The organism is Polaromonas naphthalenivorans CJ2 (assembly GCF_000015505.1).
GTDB classification, from domain to species: Bacteria; Pseudomonadota; Gammaproteobacteria; order Burkholderiales; family Burkholderiaceae_C; genus Polaromonas; species Polaromonas naphthalenivorans.
On record NC_008781.1, the window covers coordinates 648,639 to 668,643 of the forward strand.

The 20,005-nt window shown below is 60.4% G+C and carries 16 protein-coding genes; 8 read left to right on the top strand and 8 right to left on the bottom strand.

Annotated features, from left to right (window positions below; translation table 11 throughout):
• Window positions 1-210 precede the first annotated feature (210 nt).
• The 5 genes from PNAP_RS03045 to PNAP_RS03065 all read left to right on the top strand — a co-directional run bounded on the left by PNAP_RS03045 (window position 211) and on the right by PNAP_RS03065 (window position 5,579).
• On the top strand, window positions 211-1,035 hold the full coding sequence (locus PNAP_RS03045; protein ID WP_011800033.1) for a VOC family protein: 825 nt from the start codon (window positions 211-213) through the stop codon (window positions 1,033-1,035).
• A gap of 27 nt (window positions 1,036-1,062) precedes the next feature.
• A complete protein-coding gene (locus tag PNAP_RS03050) occupies window positions 1,063-1,848 on the top strand; it encodes an IclR family transcriptional regulator (RefSeq protein ID WP_011800034.1) in 786 nt (261 codons plus the stop codon).
• On the top strand, window positions 1,845-3,587 hold the full coding sequence (locus tag PNAP_RS03055) for a bifunctional 3-(3-hydroxy-phenyl)propionate/3-hydroxycinnamic acid hydroxylase (RefSeq protein ID WP_011800035.1): 1,743 nt from the start codon (window positions 1,845-1,847) through the stop codon (window positions 3,585-3,587). The genes PNAP_RS03050 and PNAP_RS03055 overlap by 4 nt, the downstream gene beginning before the upstream one ends.
• Before the next feature lie 19 nt (window positions 3,588-3,606).
• Window positions 3,607-4,632: a Bug family tripartite tricarboxylate transporter substrate binding protein gene (locus PNAP_RS03060; protein ID WP_011800036.1), complete on the top strand. Its 1,026-nt coding sequence runs from the start codon at window positions 3,607-3,609 to the stop codon at window positions 4,630-4,632.
• 98 nt (window positions 4,633-4,730) lie between these two features.
• A complete protein-coding gene (locus PNAP_RS03065) occupies window positions 4,731-5,579 on the top strand; it encodes a fumarylacetoacetate hydrolase family protein (RefSeq protein WP_011800037.1) in 849 nt (282 codons plus the stop codon).
• Between the two features lie 71 nt (window positions 5,580-5,650).
• Here the strand turns inward: PNAP_RS03065 and PNAP_RS03070 are convergent, their stop codons facing one another.
• The 3 genes from PNAP_RS03070 to PNAP_RS03085 all read right to left on the bottom strand — a co-directional run bounded on the left by PNAP_RS03070 (window position 5,651) and on the right by PNAP_RS03085 (window position 10,266).
• Entirely contained in the window at window positions 5,651-7,486 is a 1,836-nt protein-coding gene (locus PNAP_RS03070) for a flavin-containing monooxygenase (protein ID WP_011800038.1), read from the bottom strand.
• 248 nt (window positions 7,487-7,734) lie between these two features.
• Window positions 7,735-9,696, bottom strand: a complete 1,962-nt coding sequence (locus tag PNAP_RS03080; protein WP_011800039.1) for a sigma-54-dependent Fis family transcriptional regulator — start codon at window positions 9,694-9,696, stop codon at window positions 7,735-7,737.
• A gap of 147 nt (window positions 9,697-9,843) precedes the next feature.
• Complete coding sequence (locus tag PNAP_RS03085) at window positions 9,844-10,266, bottom strand: winged helix-turn-helix transcriptional regulator (RefSeq protein ID WP_011800040.1); 423 nt, start codon at window positions 10,264-10,266, stop codon at window positions 9,844-9,846.
• A gap of 89 nt (window positions 10,267-10,355) precedes the next feature.
• On the opposite strand from PNAP_RS03085, the gene PNAP_RS03090 reads away from it, so the two are divergent.
• The 3 genes from PNAP_RS03090 (at window position 10,356) to PNAP_RS25490 (ending at window position 12,844) form a co-directional block, all read left to right on the top strand.
• Window positions 10,356-11,210 carry an SDR family oxidoreductase gene (locus PNAP_RS03090; RefSeq protein WP_011800041.1) on the top strand — a complete coding sequence of 285 codons (855 nt, stop codon included), beginning with the start codon at window positions 10,356-10,358 and terminating at the stop codon, window positions 11,208-11,210.
• 385 nt (window positions 11,211-11,595) lie between these two features.
• The gene (locus tag PNAP_RS03095) at window positions 11,596-11,970 is read left to right on the top strand and encodes a DNA/RNA non-specific endonuclease (RefSeq protein WP_049763633.1); all 375 of its coding nucleotides are present in this window, start codon (window positions 11,596-11,598) and stop codon (window positions 11,968-11,970) included.
• A 70-nt stretch (window positions 11,971-12,040) separates the two neighbouring features.
• Window positions 12,041-12,844, top strand: coding sequence for an endonuclease (locus tag PNAP_RS25490; protein WP_157040202.1), 804 nt, complete (start codon window positions 12,041-12,043; stop codon window positions 12,842-12,844).
• 104 nt (window positions 12,845-12,948) lie between these two features.
• Here PNAP_RS25490 and PNAP_RS03100 read toward each other — a convergent pair whose 3' ends face one another.
• Genes PNAP_RS03100 through gmtY form a run of 5 tightly spaced genes read right to left on the bottom strand, consistent with a single transcriptional unit; the run spans window position 12,949 to window position 19,901 of the window.
• Entirely contained in the window at window positions 12,949-13,956 is a 1,008-nt protein-coding gene (locus PNAP_RS03100; RefSeq protein ID WP_011798026.1) for an endonuclease domain-containing protein, read from the bottom strand.
• Between the two features lie 55 nt (window positions 13,957-14,011).
• Window positions 14,012-14,473 (bottom strand): hypothetical protein, encoded by a 462-nt coding sequence (locus tag PNAP_RS25495; protein WP_011798027.1) that lies wholly within the window; start codon window positions 14,471-14,473, stop codon window positions 14,012-14,014.
• A gap of 39 nt (window positions 14,474-14,512) precedes the next feature.
• Entirely contained in the window at window positions 14,513-15,208 is a 696-nt protein-coding gene (gene gmtX, locus PNAP_RS03105) for a gamma-mobile-trio protein GmtX (RefSeq protein WP_011798028.1), read from the bottom strand.
• Complete coding sequence (gene gmtZ, locus PNAP_RS03110) at window positions 15,205-18,402, bottom strand: gamma-mobile-trio integrase GmtZ (protein WP_011798029.1); 3,198 nt, start codon at window positions 18,400-18,402, stop codon at window positions 15,205-15,207. The genes gmtX and gmtZ overlap by 4 nt, the downstream gene beginning before the upstream one ends.
• Window positions 18,399-19,901, bottom strand: a complete 1,503-nt coding sequence (gmtY, locus tag PNAP_RS03115) for a gamma-mobile-trio recombinase GmtY (RefSeq protein ID WP_232290744.1) — start codon at window positions 19,899-19,901, stop codon at window positions 18,399-18,401. Before gmtY ends, gmtZ begins: the two co-directional genes overlap by 4 nt.
• Between the last annotated feature and the right edge of the window lie 104 nt (window positions 19,902-20,005).

Below are 20,005 nucleotides of genomic sequence, written 5' to 3' on the forward strand. Positions count from 1 at the left end.
GTGCATCATTTTTTCCAGCAACTGGGCAAACATTCCGCCCGTCAGGGCGCCCTGGTCAATGGCAAACCAGAGTCCGGCACTTGTCGGCCAAATGACTGTTATGAGTAAATCTCGCCGCAGTCTCACTTATTGAGACCGGCAATTGACTGGTCTTGGCGTGCGAACGATAGTTGGATCACTGTTTCACCCCATAACCCAAGAGACGCCACCATGGAACTTGACGCCGAATTGCAAAGTGTTCATCTGTTCTCGCCCGAGCCGCTGCAGCTTGCCCGTTTTTACAGCACTACCTACGACATGACGCTTGAGCCGGTGGGGGACAGCTACCTGTGCCGCTCGCCGGGCCGGCAGGTCGCGTTTTCTGAAGGCCCGATCAATCAGTTGAAGTACGCACACTTTGCCTTCCACACCAGCGCGGCATGGGATGCGTTTGCAGTCCGTGCCCAGGGTCTGGCGCAGTCGCCGCTGCCGCCCGGCTTCGAGGCAGGCTCGGCCATCAGCTTTCGTGATCCGGACGGTAACCAGATGGTTTTTACAGCGCCTGCCGACGGCGAGTTGCCTGCCTCAAGGCGCGTGCCGCCAGCGATCTTGCAGCACTTTGCATTGCGCACCTCCCACATAGAGGCCATGCTGGATTTTTATACCGGACAACTCGGCTTTGTGCTGTCCGATGCCGTGACAGATGCCGAGGGCAGGCTGCGCGCCTGCTTCCTGCGCAGCGACAGCCTGCACCACGCGCTGGCCCTGTTTTTTGCGCCTGCACCGTGCTTTGACCACCAGTCGTTTGAAGCGCCTGACTGGAGCAGCATGAGAACCTGGGGCGACCATATGGCCAGCCAGCAGGTGCCCATCGTCTGGGGCATCGGCCGGCACGGACCGGGCAACGATGTGTTTTTCATGGTGCGCGACCCTGACGGCAACCTGGCCGAAATTTCTTCCGAGATCGAGCATTGCGAGCCCGGCCGCCCCGCCGGCCTGTGGCCGCACGAAGAGCGCACGCTGAACCTTTGGGGCAGGGCGATCTTGCGCAGCTGAGCGGCTCAGGGCCAAGCAAAGCACACCATGCCATCGACCAACCGCATGCTCCGGATTCTGGGCCTGTTTGAGCTGAGCCGGCCTGTCATCACGCCCGAGTGGCTGATGGAAACGCTTGGCGTTTCACGCGCCAGCATCTACCGCGACCTGGGCCAGCTGGCCAAGGCCGGCATGCTTGAGCGGGTCGCCGACCGTGGTTATGTGCTCGGTCCGATGGTGATCGAGCTGGACCGTCAGATTCGCCTGGCCGACCCGCTGCTTGAGGCCGCCGATGATCTGCTGGGCCAGCTGGCGAGCGAAACCGGAGGCGCCGTGCTGCTGTGCCGCCTTCATGGCAGCAAGGTCATGTGCATCCAGCAGGTCAACGGCCGAAACCCGGCGCTGTCGGTGAGCTACGAGCGGGGCCGCGCCATGCCGCTGTACCGTGGCGCCACCTCCAAGATCATCCTGGCGAGCCTGCCGCCAGCGCAACTCAAGCAGCTGTGGGCGGCCGAGCGCCCGGCGCTGGTCGCCGCCGGGCTGCCCGATGACTATGCCCAGCTGAGCAAACTGCTGGCAGACATGCGCAGCGCCGGCTACTGCTTCGCTCAGGGCGAGATAGACCCGGACGCCGCAGGGTTTGCGGTGGTGCTCAAGGATGGCGAGCATCTGCTGGGCAGCCTGAGCGTCGTGATGCCCGCCGCGATGCTCACGGCCGCGCTGCGAAAAACCACACTCAACCGGCTGCAAAGCGCCGCCGGCCGCATCGAGGGCCGACTGCTGGACCAGCGCATGAAGGCACGAGCCACCAAAAAATCGGAGACAACACAGTGAACGCACCTTTGCCCCTTTCTTCCTTGCCGCTTGCAGCACGGCCGTCCGGCGCTTCCTCCGGCGGTCACTTTCCGGTCGTCATCATCGGCGCCGGGCCGACCGGGCTGACCCTGGCCAACCTGCTCGGAACGCAAGGCATACCGGTGCTGGTGATCGAGCGCAGCCACGACACGGTGGGCGAGCCGCGTGCGGTGTCGATTGATGACGAAAGCCTGCGCACCCTGCAGACGGCAGGCCTGATCGGCGAAGTGCTGCCGCATGTGGTGCAGGGCTATGGCGTGCATTACTACTCCTGGCGCAACAAGGAGTTCGCGCGCATCGAACCCAGCGTGATGGACAACGGTTTTCCCAAACGCAATGCCTTTCGCCAGCAGGTGCTGGTGGGCCAGCTGCGCGACGGCATGACGCGCTTTGCGGACTCGGCCATCTGGTTCGGCCATGAACTGCTGCGCTTTGAAGACGAAGGCGCAGCCAAGGTCCGGCTTGAGTTGCGCCATTGCCACGAAGGGCGGGACGAGACAAAACACATCACCTGCGACTGGCTGATCGCCTGCGACGGCGGCCGCAGCCCGGTGCGCGAGCAGCTTGGCATCAAGCTCACGGGCAGCACCTATGACGAGAAATGGCTCATCGTCGATCTGCTGGACCGCAAGTCTGCGTTTCGCCACACCCGCACTTACTGCGACCCAGTGCGTCCCGCCATTCGCCTGCCCGGCCCTGACGGCACGCTGCGCTATGAGTTCATGCTGCACGAAGGCGAAGACCCCGAACAGATGCTGGAGGAGGCGCGCGTGCGCAGCTGGATCCATGCGCGCGAGCCGGACGATGCCCAGCTCGAAATCACCCGCAAGGTGGTGTATGCCTTTCATGCGCGCGTGGCCGAGCGCTGGAAGTCAGGCCGTGTCTTTCTGGCGGGCGACGCGGCCCACCTGACGCCGCCTTTTGCAGGGCAGGGCATGAACAGCGGCGTGCGCGATGCGGTCAACCTGGCCTGGAAACTGGCTGCGGTGGTGCAGGGGCGGCTCTCGCCCGCCTTGCTTGAGACCTATGAAGCCGAGCGCAAACCCCATGCCTGGTCGCTCATCCGCATGGCGGTGCGCATCGGCATGTTCATGCAGCCCAAGTCGGTGCCGGCCGCTATCCTGACGCAAGGGGCGCTGCGGCTGTGCAGCCTGTTTCCGCCAGTGCGGGACTATGTGCTGCAACTCAGGTTCAAACCCAAGCCGCGTTTTGCCGAAGGGTTTTTTGTGGCGGACCAGGAAGGCGCCAAGCGCAAACCCGACCTTATTGCGCCGGGCCAGCTGTTGCCGCAGCCCTTCGTGCAATTGCCCGGTGGCCAGCGGGTGCTGCTTGACGATGCAGCCGGCAGCGGCTTTGCCCTGCTGGTTCTCGCCGGCAGCGCTGACCAAGCCGAAATTTCAGCCGCCGCGCTGAAGAGCTTTGCAGCCTGCGGCCTGCCCTGCAGTTTCATCAGCGTCGTGCTCCAGCGCGATGACTTCCTCAAGCGTGCGGCGTCAGCAACAGACCGGGCGCCCGACGCCGTGCTGCGCGACTGCGACGGCGTGCTTGAAAACATTTTTAGAAACGCCGGCGCGAGCGCTTTGCTGCTGCGGCCGGATCGCTATGTGCTGGCCTACCTCGGACGGTCCGGCAAGGCCGGCAGTGCAGACGTGCAAAAGCTGCTCTCGACATTTTCAGCCCAGGGTTCCCACGCGGCGCAGACCGCGATTTTTTCATAAATTTTCCAGGAGACAAACCATGACACGACGCTTCGCGCTGACTCAATACGCATGCTTTTCGAGGCGTGACGCCGGATCACTTGCACTGGCCGCAGTGCTTGCAGTGGGCTGCGCCCTCACGGCATCGACGGCCCTTGCGCAGGACTTTCCGACCAAGGCGGTGCGCATCGTCACACCGTTTCCAGCTGGCAGCGGGCCGGAAGTCGCGCTGCGGCTGGTCGCCGACAGGTTGTCAAAGCTCTGGAGCCAGCCGGTCATCGTGGACAACCGGCCGGGTGCCAGCGGTTTCATCGCGATTCAGGCGATCAGGCGCGCCGCGCCGGACGGCCATGAACTGCTGCAGATGGACAACGCGCAAATGGCGGCCCAGCCTTTCCTGTTCAAGAAGCTGCCGTATGACCTGCTGCGCGACTTCGAGCCGCTGACACCCATCTTTCGCAACTACTTCTTCGTCAATGTGCCGGCTGGCAGTCCCTACAAGAACATGGCCGACCTGATTGCCGCCGCCAAGGCAAAACCCGACCATGTGAACTATGGCTCCTGGTTTGTGGGCAGCCCCGGCCACATCGGCGCGGCCATGCTGGAGACGGCCACCGGAACCAGGATGACGCACGTGCCGTACAAGGAAATGTCGCAGCTGTACGTAGGCGTGGCCAGCCAGGAAGTGGACTGGGCCTTTGGCAGCGCGGCCAGCGCGGGCGCCATGCAGCGCGCCGGCAAAAACCGCTACCTGGCCGTCGCCGCGCCCAAGCGCGTCGCCGGCTTTGCGGAGGTGCCGACGATTGCCGAATCGGGCGGACCTGCCGGGTTTGAACTGAGCGCCTGGACGGCCTTGCTGGCGCCCAAGGGGACGCCCAGGGCGACGGTGGAAAAGATTCAGAAAGACGTGGCCTCGGTGATGGCCGATCAGGATTTCAAGGACAAATACGCGGCCATGTATTACGAGCCCTATGCCCTGAACACCGAAGGCTTTTTGCAGCAGCTGCGCACTGACTCGAAGCGCTACGGCGACACCATCAAGCGGCTGAATATCTCGCTGGACTGAACGGCTTGCCCAGACAACCGCCTGACAAGCGAATCACGCTTGATCCGCTTGGCGGTAGATACCCCCTTATTCATTCATCCTGGAACAGAAAGCATCCCATGAAACTCATCAGCTATCTTCATCAAGGCCAGCCCGGCTGGGGCATGGTCACCGGCGCCGGCATCGTTTCCCTTGCCAATGCTGCTTGTCCCACGCTGCTCAGCGCGCTGCAGGCCGGCAAGCTCGATGAACTGGCTGCGGGCGCGGCCGGCCGGCAGCCTTCGGCGCAGCTGGCCGACATCGAGTTCCTGCCCGTCATCCCTGAGCCCGGAAAAATCTTCTGCGTGGGCCACAACTACGAAGAACACCGGCTGGAGACCCAGCGCGACAAGACCCAGCACCCGCTGCTCTTCATCCGCGTGGCCGAGTCGCAGACGGCGCATGAGCAGCCCATCTTGCTGCCCGCCGAGTCCACGCACCTCGACTATGAAGGCGAAATCGCCATCATCATCGGCAAGCCAGGGCGGCGCATCCGCGAGGCCGATGCCTGGTCGCATGTCGCCGGCTACAGCGCCTACAACGACGGCTCCATCCGCGACTGGCAAAAGCACACGATCCAGTTCACGGCGGGCAAGAACTTCACCGGGACCGGTGCGTTCGGCCCCTGGATGGTCACGCGCGGCGAAATTGAGGATGGCGAAGAACTGACCTTGGAAACCCGGCTCAACGGTGAAGTCATGCAGCGCACCACGACGGCGTCGATGATCTTCAGCATTCCGGTGCTGATCGAATACATCTCGACCTTCACCACACTTCAGCCCGGCGACGTCATCGTGACCGGCACGCCGGGCGGCGTCGGCGCCAAGCGCACGCCACCGGTGTGGATGAAGCCCGGCGACCGGGTGGAAGTTGAAGTCGGCAAGGTTGGCATTCTCGTCAACTCCATTGCCAACGACCCGGCGCGATGACGGACACCATGGCAACCACTGACCAAGACCCAAGCGGGTCTGCTGGCTGCCAGATGCCTGGCGCGCCGCGTTCACTGCGTGTGGTGCACTTCCTGCAGGCCATAGACCGGCGTGTCCAGCCCTTCCATGCGCGCCTTGAGCTGCAGCGCCAGGTAGCGCGAATAGTGGCGCGACTGGTGCAGGTTGCCGCCGTGGAACCACAGCGCCTCCTGCTGCGTCGGCTTCCACATGTTGCGCAGCTCGCCCTCCCACGGGCCGGGGTCTTTGGTCGTGTCCGAGCCCAGGCCCCAGCATTTGCCCACCTTGGCGGCCATCTCGGGCGAGACCAGCCGCTCGACCCAGCCGTTCATCGAGCCGTAGCCCGTGGCATAGACGATCAGGTCGGCGGGCAACTCGGTGCCGTCGCTCAGGATCACCGAGTTCTCGGTGATGCGCGCGATGTCCACGCCGCTCTTGAGCTTCACGTCGCCGTTGGCCACAAGGTCGCAGGCGCCCACGTCGATGTAGTAACCCGAGCCCCGGCGCAAATACTTCATGAACAGGCCCGAGCCGTCGTCGCCGAAATCCAGCATGAAGCCGGCCTTGCGCAGCCGGTCGTACAAATCGGCGTCGCGCTCCTGGATTTCCTCGTACACCGGGATGTGGAAGGTGTGCATGATGCGAAACGGCACCGAGGCGAAGATCAGGTCGGCCATGTCGGTGGTGATGCCTTTTTCCAGCGCCTGCTCCGAGTACAGCCCGCCCAGCGCCAGGTCCATCAGCGAGTCCGAGCGCACGATGTGCGTCGAGCTGCGCTGCAGCATGGTCACGTCGGCGCCGTTTTCCCACAGGTCGGCGCAGATGTCGTGCGCCGAGTTGTTGGCGCCCAGCACGATGGCCTTCTTGCCTTTGAACGCATCGCCGCCGGGATGCTTGCTCGAATGGTGCTGCACGCCCTTGAAGGTGTCGGCGCCCTCGATCTGCGGCACGTTGGCCACGCCCGACATGCCCAGCGCAAAAACCACCTGCTTGGGCCGCAGCACAATCGTCTGCCCGTCGCGCACCACGGACACTTCCCACTCTTTCGCCGCTTCGTCGTACTTCGCCTTGACGCATTCGGTCGAGGACCAGTAGTTCAGCTCCATCACCTTGGTGTACATCTCCAGCCAGTCGCCGATCTTGTCCTTGGGGCAAAACACCGGCCAGTCGTCGGGAAACGGCAGGTAGGGCATGTGGTCGTACCAGACCGGGTCGTGCAGGCACAGCGACTTGTAGCGGCTGCGCCACTGGTCGCCGGGGCGCGGGAGCTTGTCGATGATGAGCGCGGGAACGCCCAGGCGCTTGAGGCGCGCGCCCAGGCCGATGCCGCCCTGGCCGCCGCCGATCACCAGCACGTAGGGCTGAACGGTGATGCCCAGCTCGGCTTCCTCCTGCTGGCGGCGCTCGGTCCAGTTCTGCCGCCCTTTTTGCACGCCGTGCTCGGCGCCCTTGATGCGGTCGCGGCCCTTCTTTTCTTCAAAACCCTTGAGTTCATAAAGCGTGGTCAGCAGCGTCCAGCACAGGCCGTCCTTGAGCCGCGCATAGCCGCGCCCGCGCGCCACGGCGGTTTCGAAGGTGAACCAGCCTTCGGTCACGCCATTGGCGCGGCTGGCCTCGCCCTCGCATCGCCAGTTGGCCGGCTGCGTGGTGGCCAGCGTGGCGGCCAGCAAGTCCTGCACGCCGTCACGGCCTTCGACGGTCTTGAGGTTCCAGGTGAAGCCGATCAGGTCGCGCCAGTGGCAGGCGGCGGTGAACAGGTGGGTAGCGGCCTGCACGTCGCTGCGTGTCAGCGCGGCGTCGAACAGTTCGAGCCAGCGGGCGATTTCGTCGCTGGGGCTGAGGGCGCTGTGCTGGGCCGCAGGGGGCGCGCCGGTCACGGTGTCGGTCATGTCTTGTCTCCTTGCTATGTTGCAAATCGCCGGCAGGGTGCCGACGCAACAGTCATTGCAAGGGGTGTGCCTGAACGGCGATGGCCATTTTTGCTATTTTATTGATAGCTATATGTGCATGCTGGTCGTGCGCAAAAGCCATTTTTCATATAAAAATGACCGCCGTGAAGCGCCCCGGACAGGCTGTCACAGCGTGACGGCTGTCACGGGCCGGGCGTGACAGGTGTCACGCCCGGAGGCCGCGTGTCTCAGCCGGCCGCGCCGCCGTCGCGCTGGTTCGGCGAGGCAATGCCCCAGCGCTGCATGCGGCGGTACAGCGTCATGCGCGACAGGCCCATGCGGCGCGCCGCCTCGGCCACGTTCCAGTGGGTGGCGCTCAGATGCTGCAGCAGTTGCGCCGCCTCGCTGGCCAGAGCCGGGGCTGGGGCGGCTGGCTCTGCCGATGCCGATGCCGGAAGGCGCGGCGCGGCAGCCAGGTGATCGGGCAGGTCGTCCAGCTCGATCACGCCATGGCTGCACAGGCTGCGCGCGTACTCGATCACGTTGTGCAGCTCGCGCAGGTTGCCTGGCCAGCGGTGCGCCAGCAGGCGGGCGCGCGCATCAAGGGAAAGCGCCAGCGGTGCCGTGTCGCTGCCGTCGCGCGGGTTCGCCAGCATGCGCGCTATCAGCCAGCCCAGGTCGGTGCGCTCGCGCAGCGGCGGCAGCACCAGGTGCGCGCCGTTCAGGCGGTAATACAGGTCGGCGCGAAAGCGCCCCTCGCGCACCAGCGCCTCCAGGTCGCAGTGCGTGGCGGCCATCACGCGGATGTTCACCGGCACCGGCCGCGTCGCGCCCACGGGCAGCACTTCGCGCTCGGCCAGCACGCGCAGCAGCCGCGCCTGCAATGCCAGCGTCATGTCGCCGATCTCGTCGAGGAACAGCGTGCCGCCGTCGGCCTCCTGCACCAGCCCGCGTTTGGCCCGGCTGCCCGCGCCCGAGAAGCTGCCCGGCAGGTAGCCGAACAGCTCGCTCTCGGCCAGCGCCTCGGGAATCGCCGCGCAGTTCACCGCCACGAAAGGCCGGCCGCGCCGCTCGCCGCTGGCGTGCAGCGCCTTGGCGAAGAACTCCTTGCCGCTGCCGGTCTCGCCGGTCAGCAGCAGCCCGATGGGCGAATTGACGAAGCGCGCCGCCCGCGCGATCTGCCGCGCCAGCGCCGCGTCGCCCCCGCACAGCGCGGCCAGCGGCGCCGGCACGGGTTCAACGGCGGCCGATGGCGCAGGGCGCGCGGCGGCGGGCGCAGGCGAGGCCAGCAGGAACAGCAGCTGGCTGGAGCCGGCCAGCGTGATGGCGCGGCGGTCCGCCGGGCAGCTGTGCAAAAAGCGGCCCAGGTCGCCGAGCCGGGCGTTGAACAGGCGCTCGAACGCCGCGCCGATCAGCGGCCCGGCCACGCAGTCCTGCAGCAGCAGTTGCGCGCGGCGGTTGTGGCCGATGACCCGGCCGGCCGCGTCCAGCGCCAGCAGGTAGTCGGGGTTGACCTCCAGGAACTGCGGCGAGGGCGACAGGCGCAGCACCCAGTCATGGCGGAACTGGCGCAGGAAGCTGGCGTTTTCAATGTGATGGGCGTAAATCTGCACCATCTGCAGCGCCATGTGCTGGCTCTCCTTGCTCTGCGGCGAGCGCAGCGCCGAGATGTCGAGCACCGCGTTGAGCTGGCCGCGCCCGTCGAACACCGGCGCGGTGGTGCAGGTCAGCGGGATGTGGGTGGCGTCGAAATGGTCGCCCTGGTGCACCGTGAGCGCTTGGCCCGTGCTGATGCAGGTGCCCACGCCGCAAGTGCCGGCCAGCGGCTCGCTCCAGTCCGACCCCAGGTACAGGCCGGCGCGGCGCAGCGAATGGTCGCTGTTCAGGTCGCCCAGAAAATCGACGGTGACGCCGCGCGCATCGGTCAGCAGCACCACATAGCCCAGGCCGGCCACATGCTGGTAGAGCGCCTGCATGCCGCTGCGCGCGATCTGCAAAAACTCGTCCATCCGGTCCTGGTGCTCGCGCAGCCGGTGGCTGGGCAAAATGATGGCGTCCTGCATGCGCGTCGGGTCCAGCCGGTAGTCGCGCGCGCAGCGGCGCCATGAGTCGTGGATCAGGCTGTCGCCAGCCGCGTCCGGGGTGCCAGCGCTGCCGCCGGCCACCGTCTGCATGACCCTGTCGATGTGTTCGCGCTGATACGTTTGCATGGCTTGTCTCCTGGTTGCGCGCCTGGGGCCTGCGCCCATTGCATGCGGTCTTTTTGGTTCGGAGCCACTATAGGTTGTGCCGCAGGGACGGTCAATCCGGCCAGTCCCTTGGCCGGGTGCCTGGCCCCGGATATGCCCGCCACGCTTTCAGGGCTTGCTGAAGGGGCTGCGCGCCTGCAGGCGGCGCGCATCCATGATGCGCGGCAGGTTGCCTTCAATCCAGTCCGCCAGCGCTTCGACCTGGCGAGCCACTTCCTCGCCAAGCGGCGTGAGGCTGTATTCGACATGGGGCGGCACCACCGGATAAGACTTTCGATCCACAAAACCATCACTCTCCAGGCATTGCAGGGTCTGGGCCAGCATTTTTTCGCTCACGCCCCCCACCTTGCGGCGCAGGTCGCTGAAACGATGCGTGCCGCCGCCCAGAGCGACCAGCACCAGTACGCCCCAGCGGCTGGTCACATGCTTGAGCACCTCTCTGGAGGGGCATTCCACGGAAAACAACGATCCCCGGCGCAACTGGTCGGCGAGGGTGGCGATTTCACCTGCGTGAAGGTCAACGTCGTTCATTGATACTTACCTTTAAGTGTGTACTTACAAAAAGTAAGCTTGTGCGCTATTCTGCCCACCCATCTTGTTTTTTCAAAGGAATTTTCACCATGATCGTTGTTACTGGAGCGTCTGGCCAGCTTGGCCGTCTCGTCATTGAAGCGTTGCTGCAAACCGTTCCTGCGTCGCAGGTCGTGGCCGCTGTGCGCAATCCGGCAAAGGCCGGCGACCTCGCCGCGCGCGGTGTGCAGGTCCGCCAGGCCGATTACTCCCAGCCGGCCACGCTGGATGCGGCTTTCAAGGGGGCCGACAAGCTGCTGCTGATTTCCTCCAGCGAGGTAGGCCAGCGCGCCGCACAGCACCGCGCCGTGATCGAAGCCGCCCAGCGTGCGGGCGTCAAGCTGGTGGCCTATACCAGCATCCTGCACGCTGACGCATCGCCGTTGGGGCTGGCGGCGGAACATCAGGAAACTGAAGCCTTGCTCCGTGCATCAGGACTGCCTTTTGTCTTGCTGCGCAACGGCTGGTACACCGAAAACTATGCGGGCGGCATTCCGGCGGCGCTGGCGCATGGCGTCGTGCTGGGCAGCGCGGGCGCGGGCCGCATTGCCTCGGCCGCTCGCGCCGACTATGCGGCCGCCGCCGCCGCCGTGCTGACGCAGGCAGACCAGGCCGGGCGCATCTACGAACTGGCTGGCGACGGCAGCTACACACTGGCCGAATTCGCTGCGGAAATCGCCCGCCAGTCGGGCAAGGCGGTGGTTTACCAAGACCTGCCGGAGGCTGACTACAAAGCCGCGCTGCTCAGCGTCGGCTTGCCCGAGGGGCTGGCCGGCCTGCTGGCCGATTCCGACGTGGGAGCGTCCAGGGGCGGGCTGTTTGATGACAGCCATCAACTGAGCCAGCTCATCGGCCGCCCGACCACGCCGCTGGCGGCGAGCGTCAGCGCAGCCCTTGCGGCTTGAGCGGACGCGAGGCTTGACCGGCAAGTTGCAGTCCCGCTGACGCAACAGCCCGATTGCGCCGCCCCCAGTTGCGCCGCCGGGCAGCGGAACTGGGGGTTCCAGCGGGTTAGCGTCTGGCCGGCGTTCAGCAAGCCCGGCGGGCTTCGTTCGGAAAATCACCCCGGCCTTGCATCACGCCGCTCAAGGTGCCTGGCAGTTTTTACTACTGAATTCATAGCTGCTAGCGAAGACTACGCCTGCGCTAGAGGCCGATTTGATGCAAAAAAGTGGTTTGCGGCTTAAAACCAATGCGCTCTGGCGTTGAAATCGGCCCATGGCCTGCACTGCCGATGCCCGCTTGAGGCACACTGGCCCCCCTTCAAAGATATTCCCCCGGTTTTCATACATGCTCCGTACCCTGGCTTTCTCCCTGACCGTGCTGGCCGGCACCTCCGTCCTGGCAAACACCGCCTGTCCCCAGCACTTTGCCGCCGGCCAGCGGCCTGTCGTCACCAACCCCAAGATGCAGCCGCGCACGCAGGAACTCTGCTTCAAGGCCTTCGCGGTGCTGCATTCGGGCCTGAGCCGCACGCCGCTGTACGCGGCCGAGCACCTGACGCGCCAGAACATGAAGAATGCGGCCAAGCTGTCGCGCAAGGATTCCTTTCATGCCGAGGACGCCCTGCCCGAGGGCGACCGGGCCGAACTCAGCGACTATGAACGCTCGGGCTACGACCGTGGCCACCTACAATACCCGGTAAAAAATATACTCATCAGCTAGTTTGCCAATGAAATTGTTTAAGTACATATACTCAATAAACATACTCAAACGCAAAACCGCTCCCACCACCATGAATTCTCAGGTTTTTCGACGCCTGCTCGGCATAGTTTTCACACTGCTATTCCTGGTCAGTTGTCGCCCTTCTGCATTGCAGCCACCACCAACGAATCAAACAAAGCAAGTTGAGAAGGCAGAAGTTGAGAAGCCAGAACTAGTCAACAGCAAAAAAGAGATCGGACACCGCGACTTTGCCAACGCAAAAAAAATACTCCCTGAAGTTTTCGCAGGTTTGGAAGAAGATTTCTATTGTGGTTGTACCTATTCAGGCAAGAAGGTTGACCTGAATAGTTGCGGCTATGTGCCGCGAAAGAACCAGACGCGCGCAGAGCGCATCGAGTGGGAGCATGTGGTTCCAGCCTGGGTTTTGGGACATCAGCGTCAGTGCTGGCAACAAGGCGGACGAGATAATTGCACAGCTTCAGATACAGAATTTAGTAAGGCAGAAGGCGATTTGAACAATCTGGTGCCAGCCGTTGGCGAGGTCAATGGCGATCGTAGCAATTATTCCTATGGAGCCTGGAGCAACAACCCGACGCCCATTTATGGAAGTTGTAAAACCGTCATCGACTTTAAATTAAAGAGGGCTCAGCCACGCGAAGAAGTGCGCGGCAGGGCAGCGCGGATCACCCTCTACATGCACGAAAAATACAAATTAAACATGAGCCGGCAAGATCGCCAGTTGATGTGTGCATGGGCCAAACTTTATCCAGTAGATACCTGGGAACAAACCCGCGATAAAAAAATTATTCGCTGGCAAGGGGAGGGCAACCCTTTGGTATCTGACCCGCAGCAGCTTTCTAGCCTTTGCCCTTAGCCAATCTTTCCACGCCTGCAAGGGGGGATATTCATCATGGTTGTGGCAGTTTTCGAAAGCCGATTCACGAAGTTCCATTCTCCAGGATACAGACCGTTCCCAGACTACCGCAATATCTTGAGTTGACTCGCGGTTTTCAGTTCGATCTGAGGAATGCCTTTGTAGCTTTCGATTTGCCCAATGATGCAGACACTTCTCCCTTCTAACTGTCCCGGCCTTACCATTGGGAAGTCTGGTTTTTGTTTACCCCAGATTACCAGTACCAGCCGCTGGACATTGGGATAGACCGCGCCTACATCAACCCATGTGGGATTGCCGCGTGAATTCTCGCGATGAGTTACTTTCATCAAAGGACCGACTACCGCTGCAGTCTGACCAATATGCTGCCCAGCCTGTTGCCAACTGATAGGGTTGTCGCAGGTTGCACCTTCAGGAACCTGCACGGGCACCTCAGTAGCCGGTAAAGCAGAAAGCATTACAGGCTGGAGTGGGGTGGTAGCGCTTTGCACTGTTGCCTGAGACTGGCCGGATGAACCCCCGCGACTCTGCCAGACGATCACCATCACGAGCATGAGGATGAGGGCAGTAAATGACGCGACGGTATATTTCATGACGGATGTCTCTTTATTGAGGTATTCGATTTTGTCGTTTTGGCCTTTGGTCAGTGCGTCCAGTCGCTCCTTTTCCTTGGCACTTAATGTCTTGCGTTGGGATTTGCTTTGTGAACGCTTGAGCAGCAGGCTGATATGTTCTGCACATCGGTTCGGTTCGTCCCTGACATCTCTGTTAGCAAAGCGCAGCACATACCAGCCTTGTGAGGTCAGTGCCGCTTGTCGGCGCTGCCAGTCAACAAAATCTGCATGGGACATCCCCGTACCCATACCGCGCTTGTCATAGCCGTCGATCTCGATTGCGATTCGAACATCCTCATTTTCATGGATGACAAAATCGCAGTAGCGCTGTCGTCTGTCCCCGTCCTGAAATGGATACTGCACCGAAACTGCATCAAAGCTGAGTTCAGGGATCAGAGGCAATACCGTCTCTGCAAACAGGATTTCATAATCGCTGCCAAAGTTTGACTTGTTTTTCGTCAGCCACTCATCTAGATTCATAAATTATGATAGGGTCATAATATTTATTATGCTGAGTACAGCACCTTGTTCTGTTTTAGTTGAGCAGTGATTTCCAGTCAATAAAATCTACCGTGTTGTCAAACAACTCTCTATCGAGAGTCCAATTTTTGTTTTTCAAGCGATTTTCGCAATGCTCTACAGCATTCTTCATCAATTGGGCCAAAGCCAGATTTGATTCTGATTTCGAGAACATTTCATTGCAATAACTGTTGGATACTTGTACGAATGTTTTCCGTCGAGTACGAACTTTCCTTGTTGCTTCTGTATCCCAATATTCGCACCTGATTTGATTTTCACCATATTGGTAAAACTGTAAAAATCCAATTATCTCGTTATATTTCCAATCGCCACCATATTCTTTGCGCAGATGCTCACTGATCAATGGATTTGAATTATCTGAATTTATTTTTTCTATGTAGGAGCGCATTTCATTGTAGTAATCATTCTCTTTTGTCCTGTAAACTTGAATTTCAAATAGTTTTTTGCTTTTGAGCATTGGCTGTGATTATTTTTAATATTTAAATAGATGGCTTGCTTACGGGCTATTCTCGGCTAAGAATGCCTCCGCTGCCGTTACAAATGACGGTGGAAATAATGTTTCCCCTTGTGCGTCGGTGATGCTGCCATCCTCCATCACGGTCATACCACGTTCCGCAAGTCGCGTTCGGTCAACACCAATTTTTAGAGCCCGCAGCAGTCGCGGCGGAACCGCATGGAATTGCGTAATGGGTCCATTGACTTGAGTTTGCCCATCCGTCGTTGGAGTGGCGGAAATGGACGCTCCCACCTGCAAGGTTTTGAACGCTGCGTGCAGGTTGTCGTTGACCACCTTCAGGCGTTTTCCCTCCTCGATAGCCATGCGCAGCGTGGCGCGGATGCTCGGGTCCGTGATGAGTTCGAGTGCTGCCTCGACTTGTGACTTCGACTTGGAAAGGTATTTTGTCGAACCGCTGCCTCCCTCAGCGTACGCGCTAATGATTTCGCGGAAATGCGTCCCTTGCGCGTTGCGCAGACTCTGCGTTTTCAGGCCCCCAGCGACCTCTAGGCGGCGTCCAACTTCAGCCAACGAGTAGTCTCGCCCCCCGTCGCTTCGAATGCCTTCCAGGGCCTCCCAAAGGATGTCGAGATTTTTGACCTTGGACTCTCGGCTTGCTGCTTCACGATGCGTCTTGTACAACTGCCGGGCATCGCGCACTGGGTCAGGCGCAACGGTCGAGGTGGACGTTTTCATGAGGAGTTGCCTTCAATAAAAATTGTGCGGCTCAAGGCAAGGGACTTGGGCGTCATGGCCTGAAGCTGGTCTGCAAAAGCCTTTTCCATACCGAGTGCCCGCAGCGTGGTGCGGCCGTCCATGAGATCATGGACTGTTTTTGGCCCCAGCCTGGCGTACAAGAACTTTCCCATCGCATTAGCCGCACCGAGCGCATCCTCATCGTCTAGAAGCGAGAAGTGCGGCTCGCAGCCGGATGCGCGCAGCATTCTGTCAAACAGACGGGCGCGTTCCAGATTGGGGTGTTGCCAGTCGATTTTCAGCCCGTCAAACAGCATTGCGCTCTCACAAATACGATGCAACTGCTCGAACTCGTGCGTTTCAGTGAGAACCGCTTCCAACTCGCCTGTGCCGCCCACTGCCACCAGTGACAGTCCGCTGCCACCGGGCTTGTTGACGCCAAGGTTGTTGATGTGAATGCTTTGCTCCGTGAGGGCGTAAGCACACTGAAGGCTGAGCGCAATCGCATCAACCTCGGCGGTCACTGACTCCAGCGCGGTTTCGGCAATTTCCAGGTCTCTTTGCTGCGAGAACGGGGTCACGTTTTCAAGAGCGTCGGCAAATTGGTTCGAAAGGGCATCGAATCGCAGTTGGGACTTCTCAAATGACACCGATGCCTTGCGCAGTCTGTACGACAGGTCAATGACGTGGGCCTCAAGCCCAAGCAGGAACGCGGGACCACTGACGAAGAATCGGCAACGGACGCAATTGCTTGCTCCACCCGGGACAGCCAGATACCGGATGAAACCAGAGCTTGGGTCCATCGAGGCGAGACCTTCATGGCAACGCCTTGCTGCAACCGGACACACGCCGTGGTCCATGACGACCAAACCTGTGCCAGTTCCGCTGGTGATGGCATCGAGCGCCGACGGGTGCGTTCTGGCGACGGCGCGCTCCAGCTCCATTCTGCTGGCGCGCTGGATGAACCCTGCCATCTCGGACTGTTCCTTGCGTTGACGCTCCTGCACTGCAGCATCCAACTGCACCGAAATGGTTTCGGCGTTGAGCTTGACGTAGTAGAGCGTCATGATGATCGAGGCATGCCCGACAATTTTCATGAGGATTTCCGGCGGAATGCCCTCTTCGTACATAGCGGTAATCATTGTGACCCGCAGCGTGTGAAGGTCGAACAGTGCCGCCGATGGCGCGCTTCTTTTCGTTGAGCTGATAACAAGTTTTATCGGCTCGCCGTTTGCGAGGGTTTCACCAGCCAGCGCCAGCCTTTTCTCCAGTTCTTCCATGAGCCTCAACCAGAGGTTGCGCAGTCGAACATCAGACACAGGAAGGTCTGGTCGATGTTGATGGCAGGGGTCACGGAAGAGGAATAAGTTGGTGCCGAGCTTGCGAAGGTCCTCAACGTGCTTTGCCGCCTTCAGTTCGTTGATGTCGGTCCAATTGGTTGGGCCATCTAACTGGTTGTACTTTTCCTGCCAGTTGCGCATCCGTGCAAACAGTTGAAGTGCGTCCAGCTTCTCCCACGGCATGACGAAACCGGTCTTGTCCTTGTCTTTATCGATGTCCCCAGTCTTATTGGTGTTGAAGTACAGCACAGCGCCGAGACTACCGTCCTTGCGCTTGTATTGCCGGAACACACCACGCTCGACGCCCGCATTAGATGGCGCGTGTTTTCCCGTATTTGGTCCCCATGTTCCGTTCTCTTCATACCTGAGCGAATCGCCTTCACTGCTGTCGAGATGCCGAATTTGATAGGTACGAGCTGGGAGGATAAGCTTGGCCATAAGAGCGTATGTACGCACAGGGCTCCAGACGCTCTCAAATTCTCGGGTTTCTGGATTTTTCCAACGGAAGTTGTCTGAGAGCTTTCCGACCTCTCGCGCCCAAGCGAAATCGTTCTCGGTCAGTATGCTCATCGCTTGGCGAATGAGACGCGTTGGCATGGACTCGCGGTGTGTCTCTCCCTTGTTGACACCGATAAACGTCTGTTTGACCAGCGGGTTGGCAAAGCCCGGCATCAAAATAGGAAATGCATTGTCGTCAGCCTGGATACAGACTTTGTGCAGAACCTCGTTGAGGAACTGGTACACCACCACCATCGTCTGACGCCCTTTATTGCCATCGATGTGAAAGAGAGGATCAGGACGACGCTTAATGTCACAGTAGCCTGCAGGACTTCGGTTGACAGTCGAGTTTTTGGCGATGTGCTCGATAAAGACATTCACCGCACTCCGGCGTTTCCTATAGTTCGTCGGATTTTCGGCAAGATGCTGCTTTGCCAATTCCACCCATTCGATCATTGTTGGGTCAATCTCAAGAGCCCATTCGAAATTTTCCTTGCGGCGCAGATGACCAGACCTGGCCTGATAAAAGCCGAAGTCTTCCAGTACCCACGGAACCTGTTTGATGGAGTATTCATCCCTTAGCGCCTGCAGCAGACCTGTAAACGCCATGGGTCGCTGTTTCCTCTTTCGCGTCGGCGCTGGCTGGACCTGCATGGTGGTGGGAGTTATGTCGCCAAGTTCTACGACTCCAGCCCTGGAGAGCACCATGTCCACGAAGAACCGAAACGTCACAGCGTCGGTAAGGGTGTCGCGGGCGAGGTACTTTCGCACATAGTTCAGAACGACTACGAACTCGGCGCTCCATCCCGCATTATTGAGGGTCAAGATAGCCGACGGAAACGGCTCTTGAACGGTCAGTGGCCACGCCACCAGCCCTTTGCACCACATCGCTAGCATCAACTGCGTCAAAAACTGCTGGCCGGAGAAGTGGAAGCCTTCATTGTCGAGCTTTGCTTTGAACTCTTGGAGCAAAAGTACGTTCAGGCCTTCTCCGAAGGCTTGTGGCGAAACACAATCTGACAGCGCCGCAACCGCAGCCCGCTGGCCCGCTGGCGGTCGGTTGCTTCCTGGAAGTGCGTAGATACGAGCATTCCACTCGGCAACGACCACCTGGACGGCCGCTTGATTCCAAGCGGGAGAAATAAGGTATTGGTCGTGTGACTGGTTTTCATACACGGTACGGCCGGTCAGTTCGCTTGTGCGCGCGACAAACTGCTCTTTCTGCCAAATACACTTTTGCAGCGCCGTTCGTGGTGTCGGCGGCTGCCCTGCCTTGCGGCCACGGTTGTTTTTCGGTCGAGCAGCAACCTCGTCTGTTTTATCAACAGGCGTCTGTGTAGCCTTGAGCCGAGTCATGTCAGTCCTTCGAAACTGGGTAATGAAAGTGCCTGTCCATCGCCCATGGCAGCGGCCACCTTTGCCACGCCGAGCTGCCGATAGACCTCCTGGCTCTTGACGTTGCGGTGATGCATGGCGACTTGGCCTTCCTTCTCGCCTATGCCAAGTTCGTTGAGCCACTGCCCATAGCGGTGACGCATTGCCTGGGTTGATGTTCCGCTCCACTTTGATGGGGTAAGCCCAATCCGACGAACAGCAGCCACAAACGAATCGCTATAGGCCTCGGCGCCCAGCGGTTGGGCGTCTCGGGTCAAGAACGCCCACGGGGTTTGAAGGGCGAGTGGCCGAACGTATTCGAGGTACAAACGCCACAGCCTTAGAAACACGCGTCCAGCATTGCGATCAATCCAAAATACTTGAAACGCATTGCGGTCGCGGTGAGTCATCAGGTTGCCCTTCCAGCCTGAATGTCGGCGACCTGTTTCCATGGTCAAGGGGCGCTTGCCGCCACAGAAGCGCTGCAGGTAGTCGGTGCGGTTGGTCTTGCGCTTGGTGCCCGTCAGCGGATCAACGTAATAAATCATGCCGTCGTGAGGCTCGTGTACAAGCACGAGGGCCAGCTCTGGGTCATCGGGGTCCACAAACACGTCGTCAACCCACAGGTGCATTGGCTCGCTCTCGCGACAGCCACCGTAGAGGCAAAGCAGGGTGATGAGAATGTCACGCAGATTGAACTTCACCCACAGTTCGGCAGCGTTCTGCTTTCCCGGATTGATGAATCCGGTCCAGAGCAGTGCATCTATGTGCTCGACTGGAAACGCTTTGGTTTCCTGCAGGAGGGTGTTCCGTCGGCCAGGGAGCGACGATCGGCGCGAAATCTCGGACCTAGGTACCTTCTGGCTGCGACTCTTGACGTGGGCCAAGAGCGCTCTGGACTTCTGCTTGTTCCATTGGCGCCAGAATATGAGCTGGTCGGAATAGGTCACGCCTTCCTGCATTGGGTTCAAGGCGGGCCTGCCGTGGCGCAGAGTAAGCCAGTCGCTGAACTCCACCAGGCATCGTGTGAGTCGGGCAACGTTCTTCTGGCTGGTTGCGGTCCAGTTGAGCCCGAGGGCGTCCTCGCCATCGCAGTAGCTGCCGAACAGCAGATCGTGAGCGAAGGCGGTGTAAATCAGGCCGCGATTCTCCTGCGGCCAGAACTCTTCAGTACGCACTGAGAGCCATTCGATAAAGCGTCCGATAGCTTGGGCATATGCCCGCTCGGCCGAAAGCGATAAACCTCGCTCTCGGAAGAATGCCAGGAGTTGCAAGAACGGCTGCTCGCCGACGATGACCATTGCGGTCAGAGTCCCGCTGCGCATCTTGTCTCGAACTACGACGGTTTCGGTCCTTACCACCCTCGGACCTTCCAGAACAACCCCTTCATGTGTACTCCTTGATAATATCGAGCGTCTGCCAGCGAACAACCCCGGCACCGGCTCGCCGGTGCCGGGGTTGTTCGCTGCGGGGTTGTTCACGGGCTAGTTACGGTCTCTGCACTTCAAGCCTGACGCGCTCTGTTGAAATGAGAAACGGAAAGAAGGTTTACGAGACACCGCAGTCACTCAGCCTTGTTCACTAT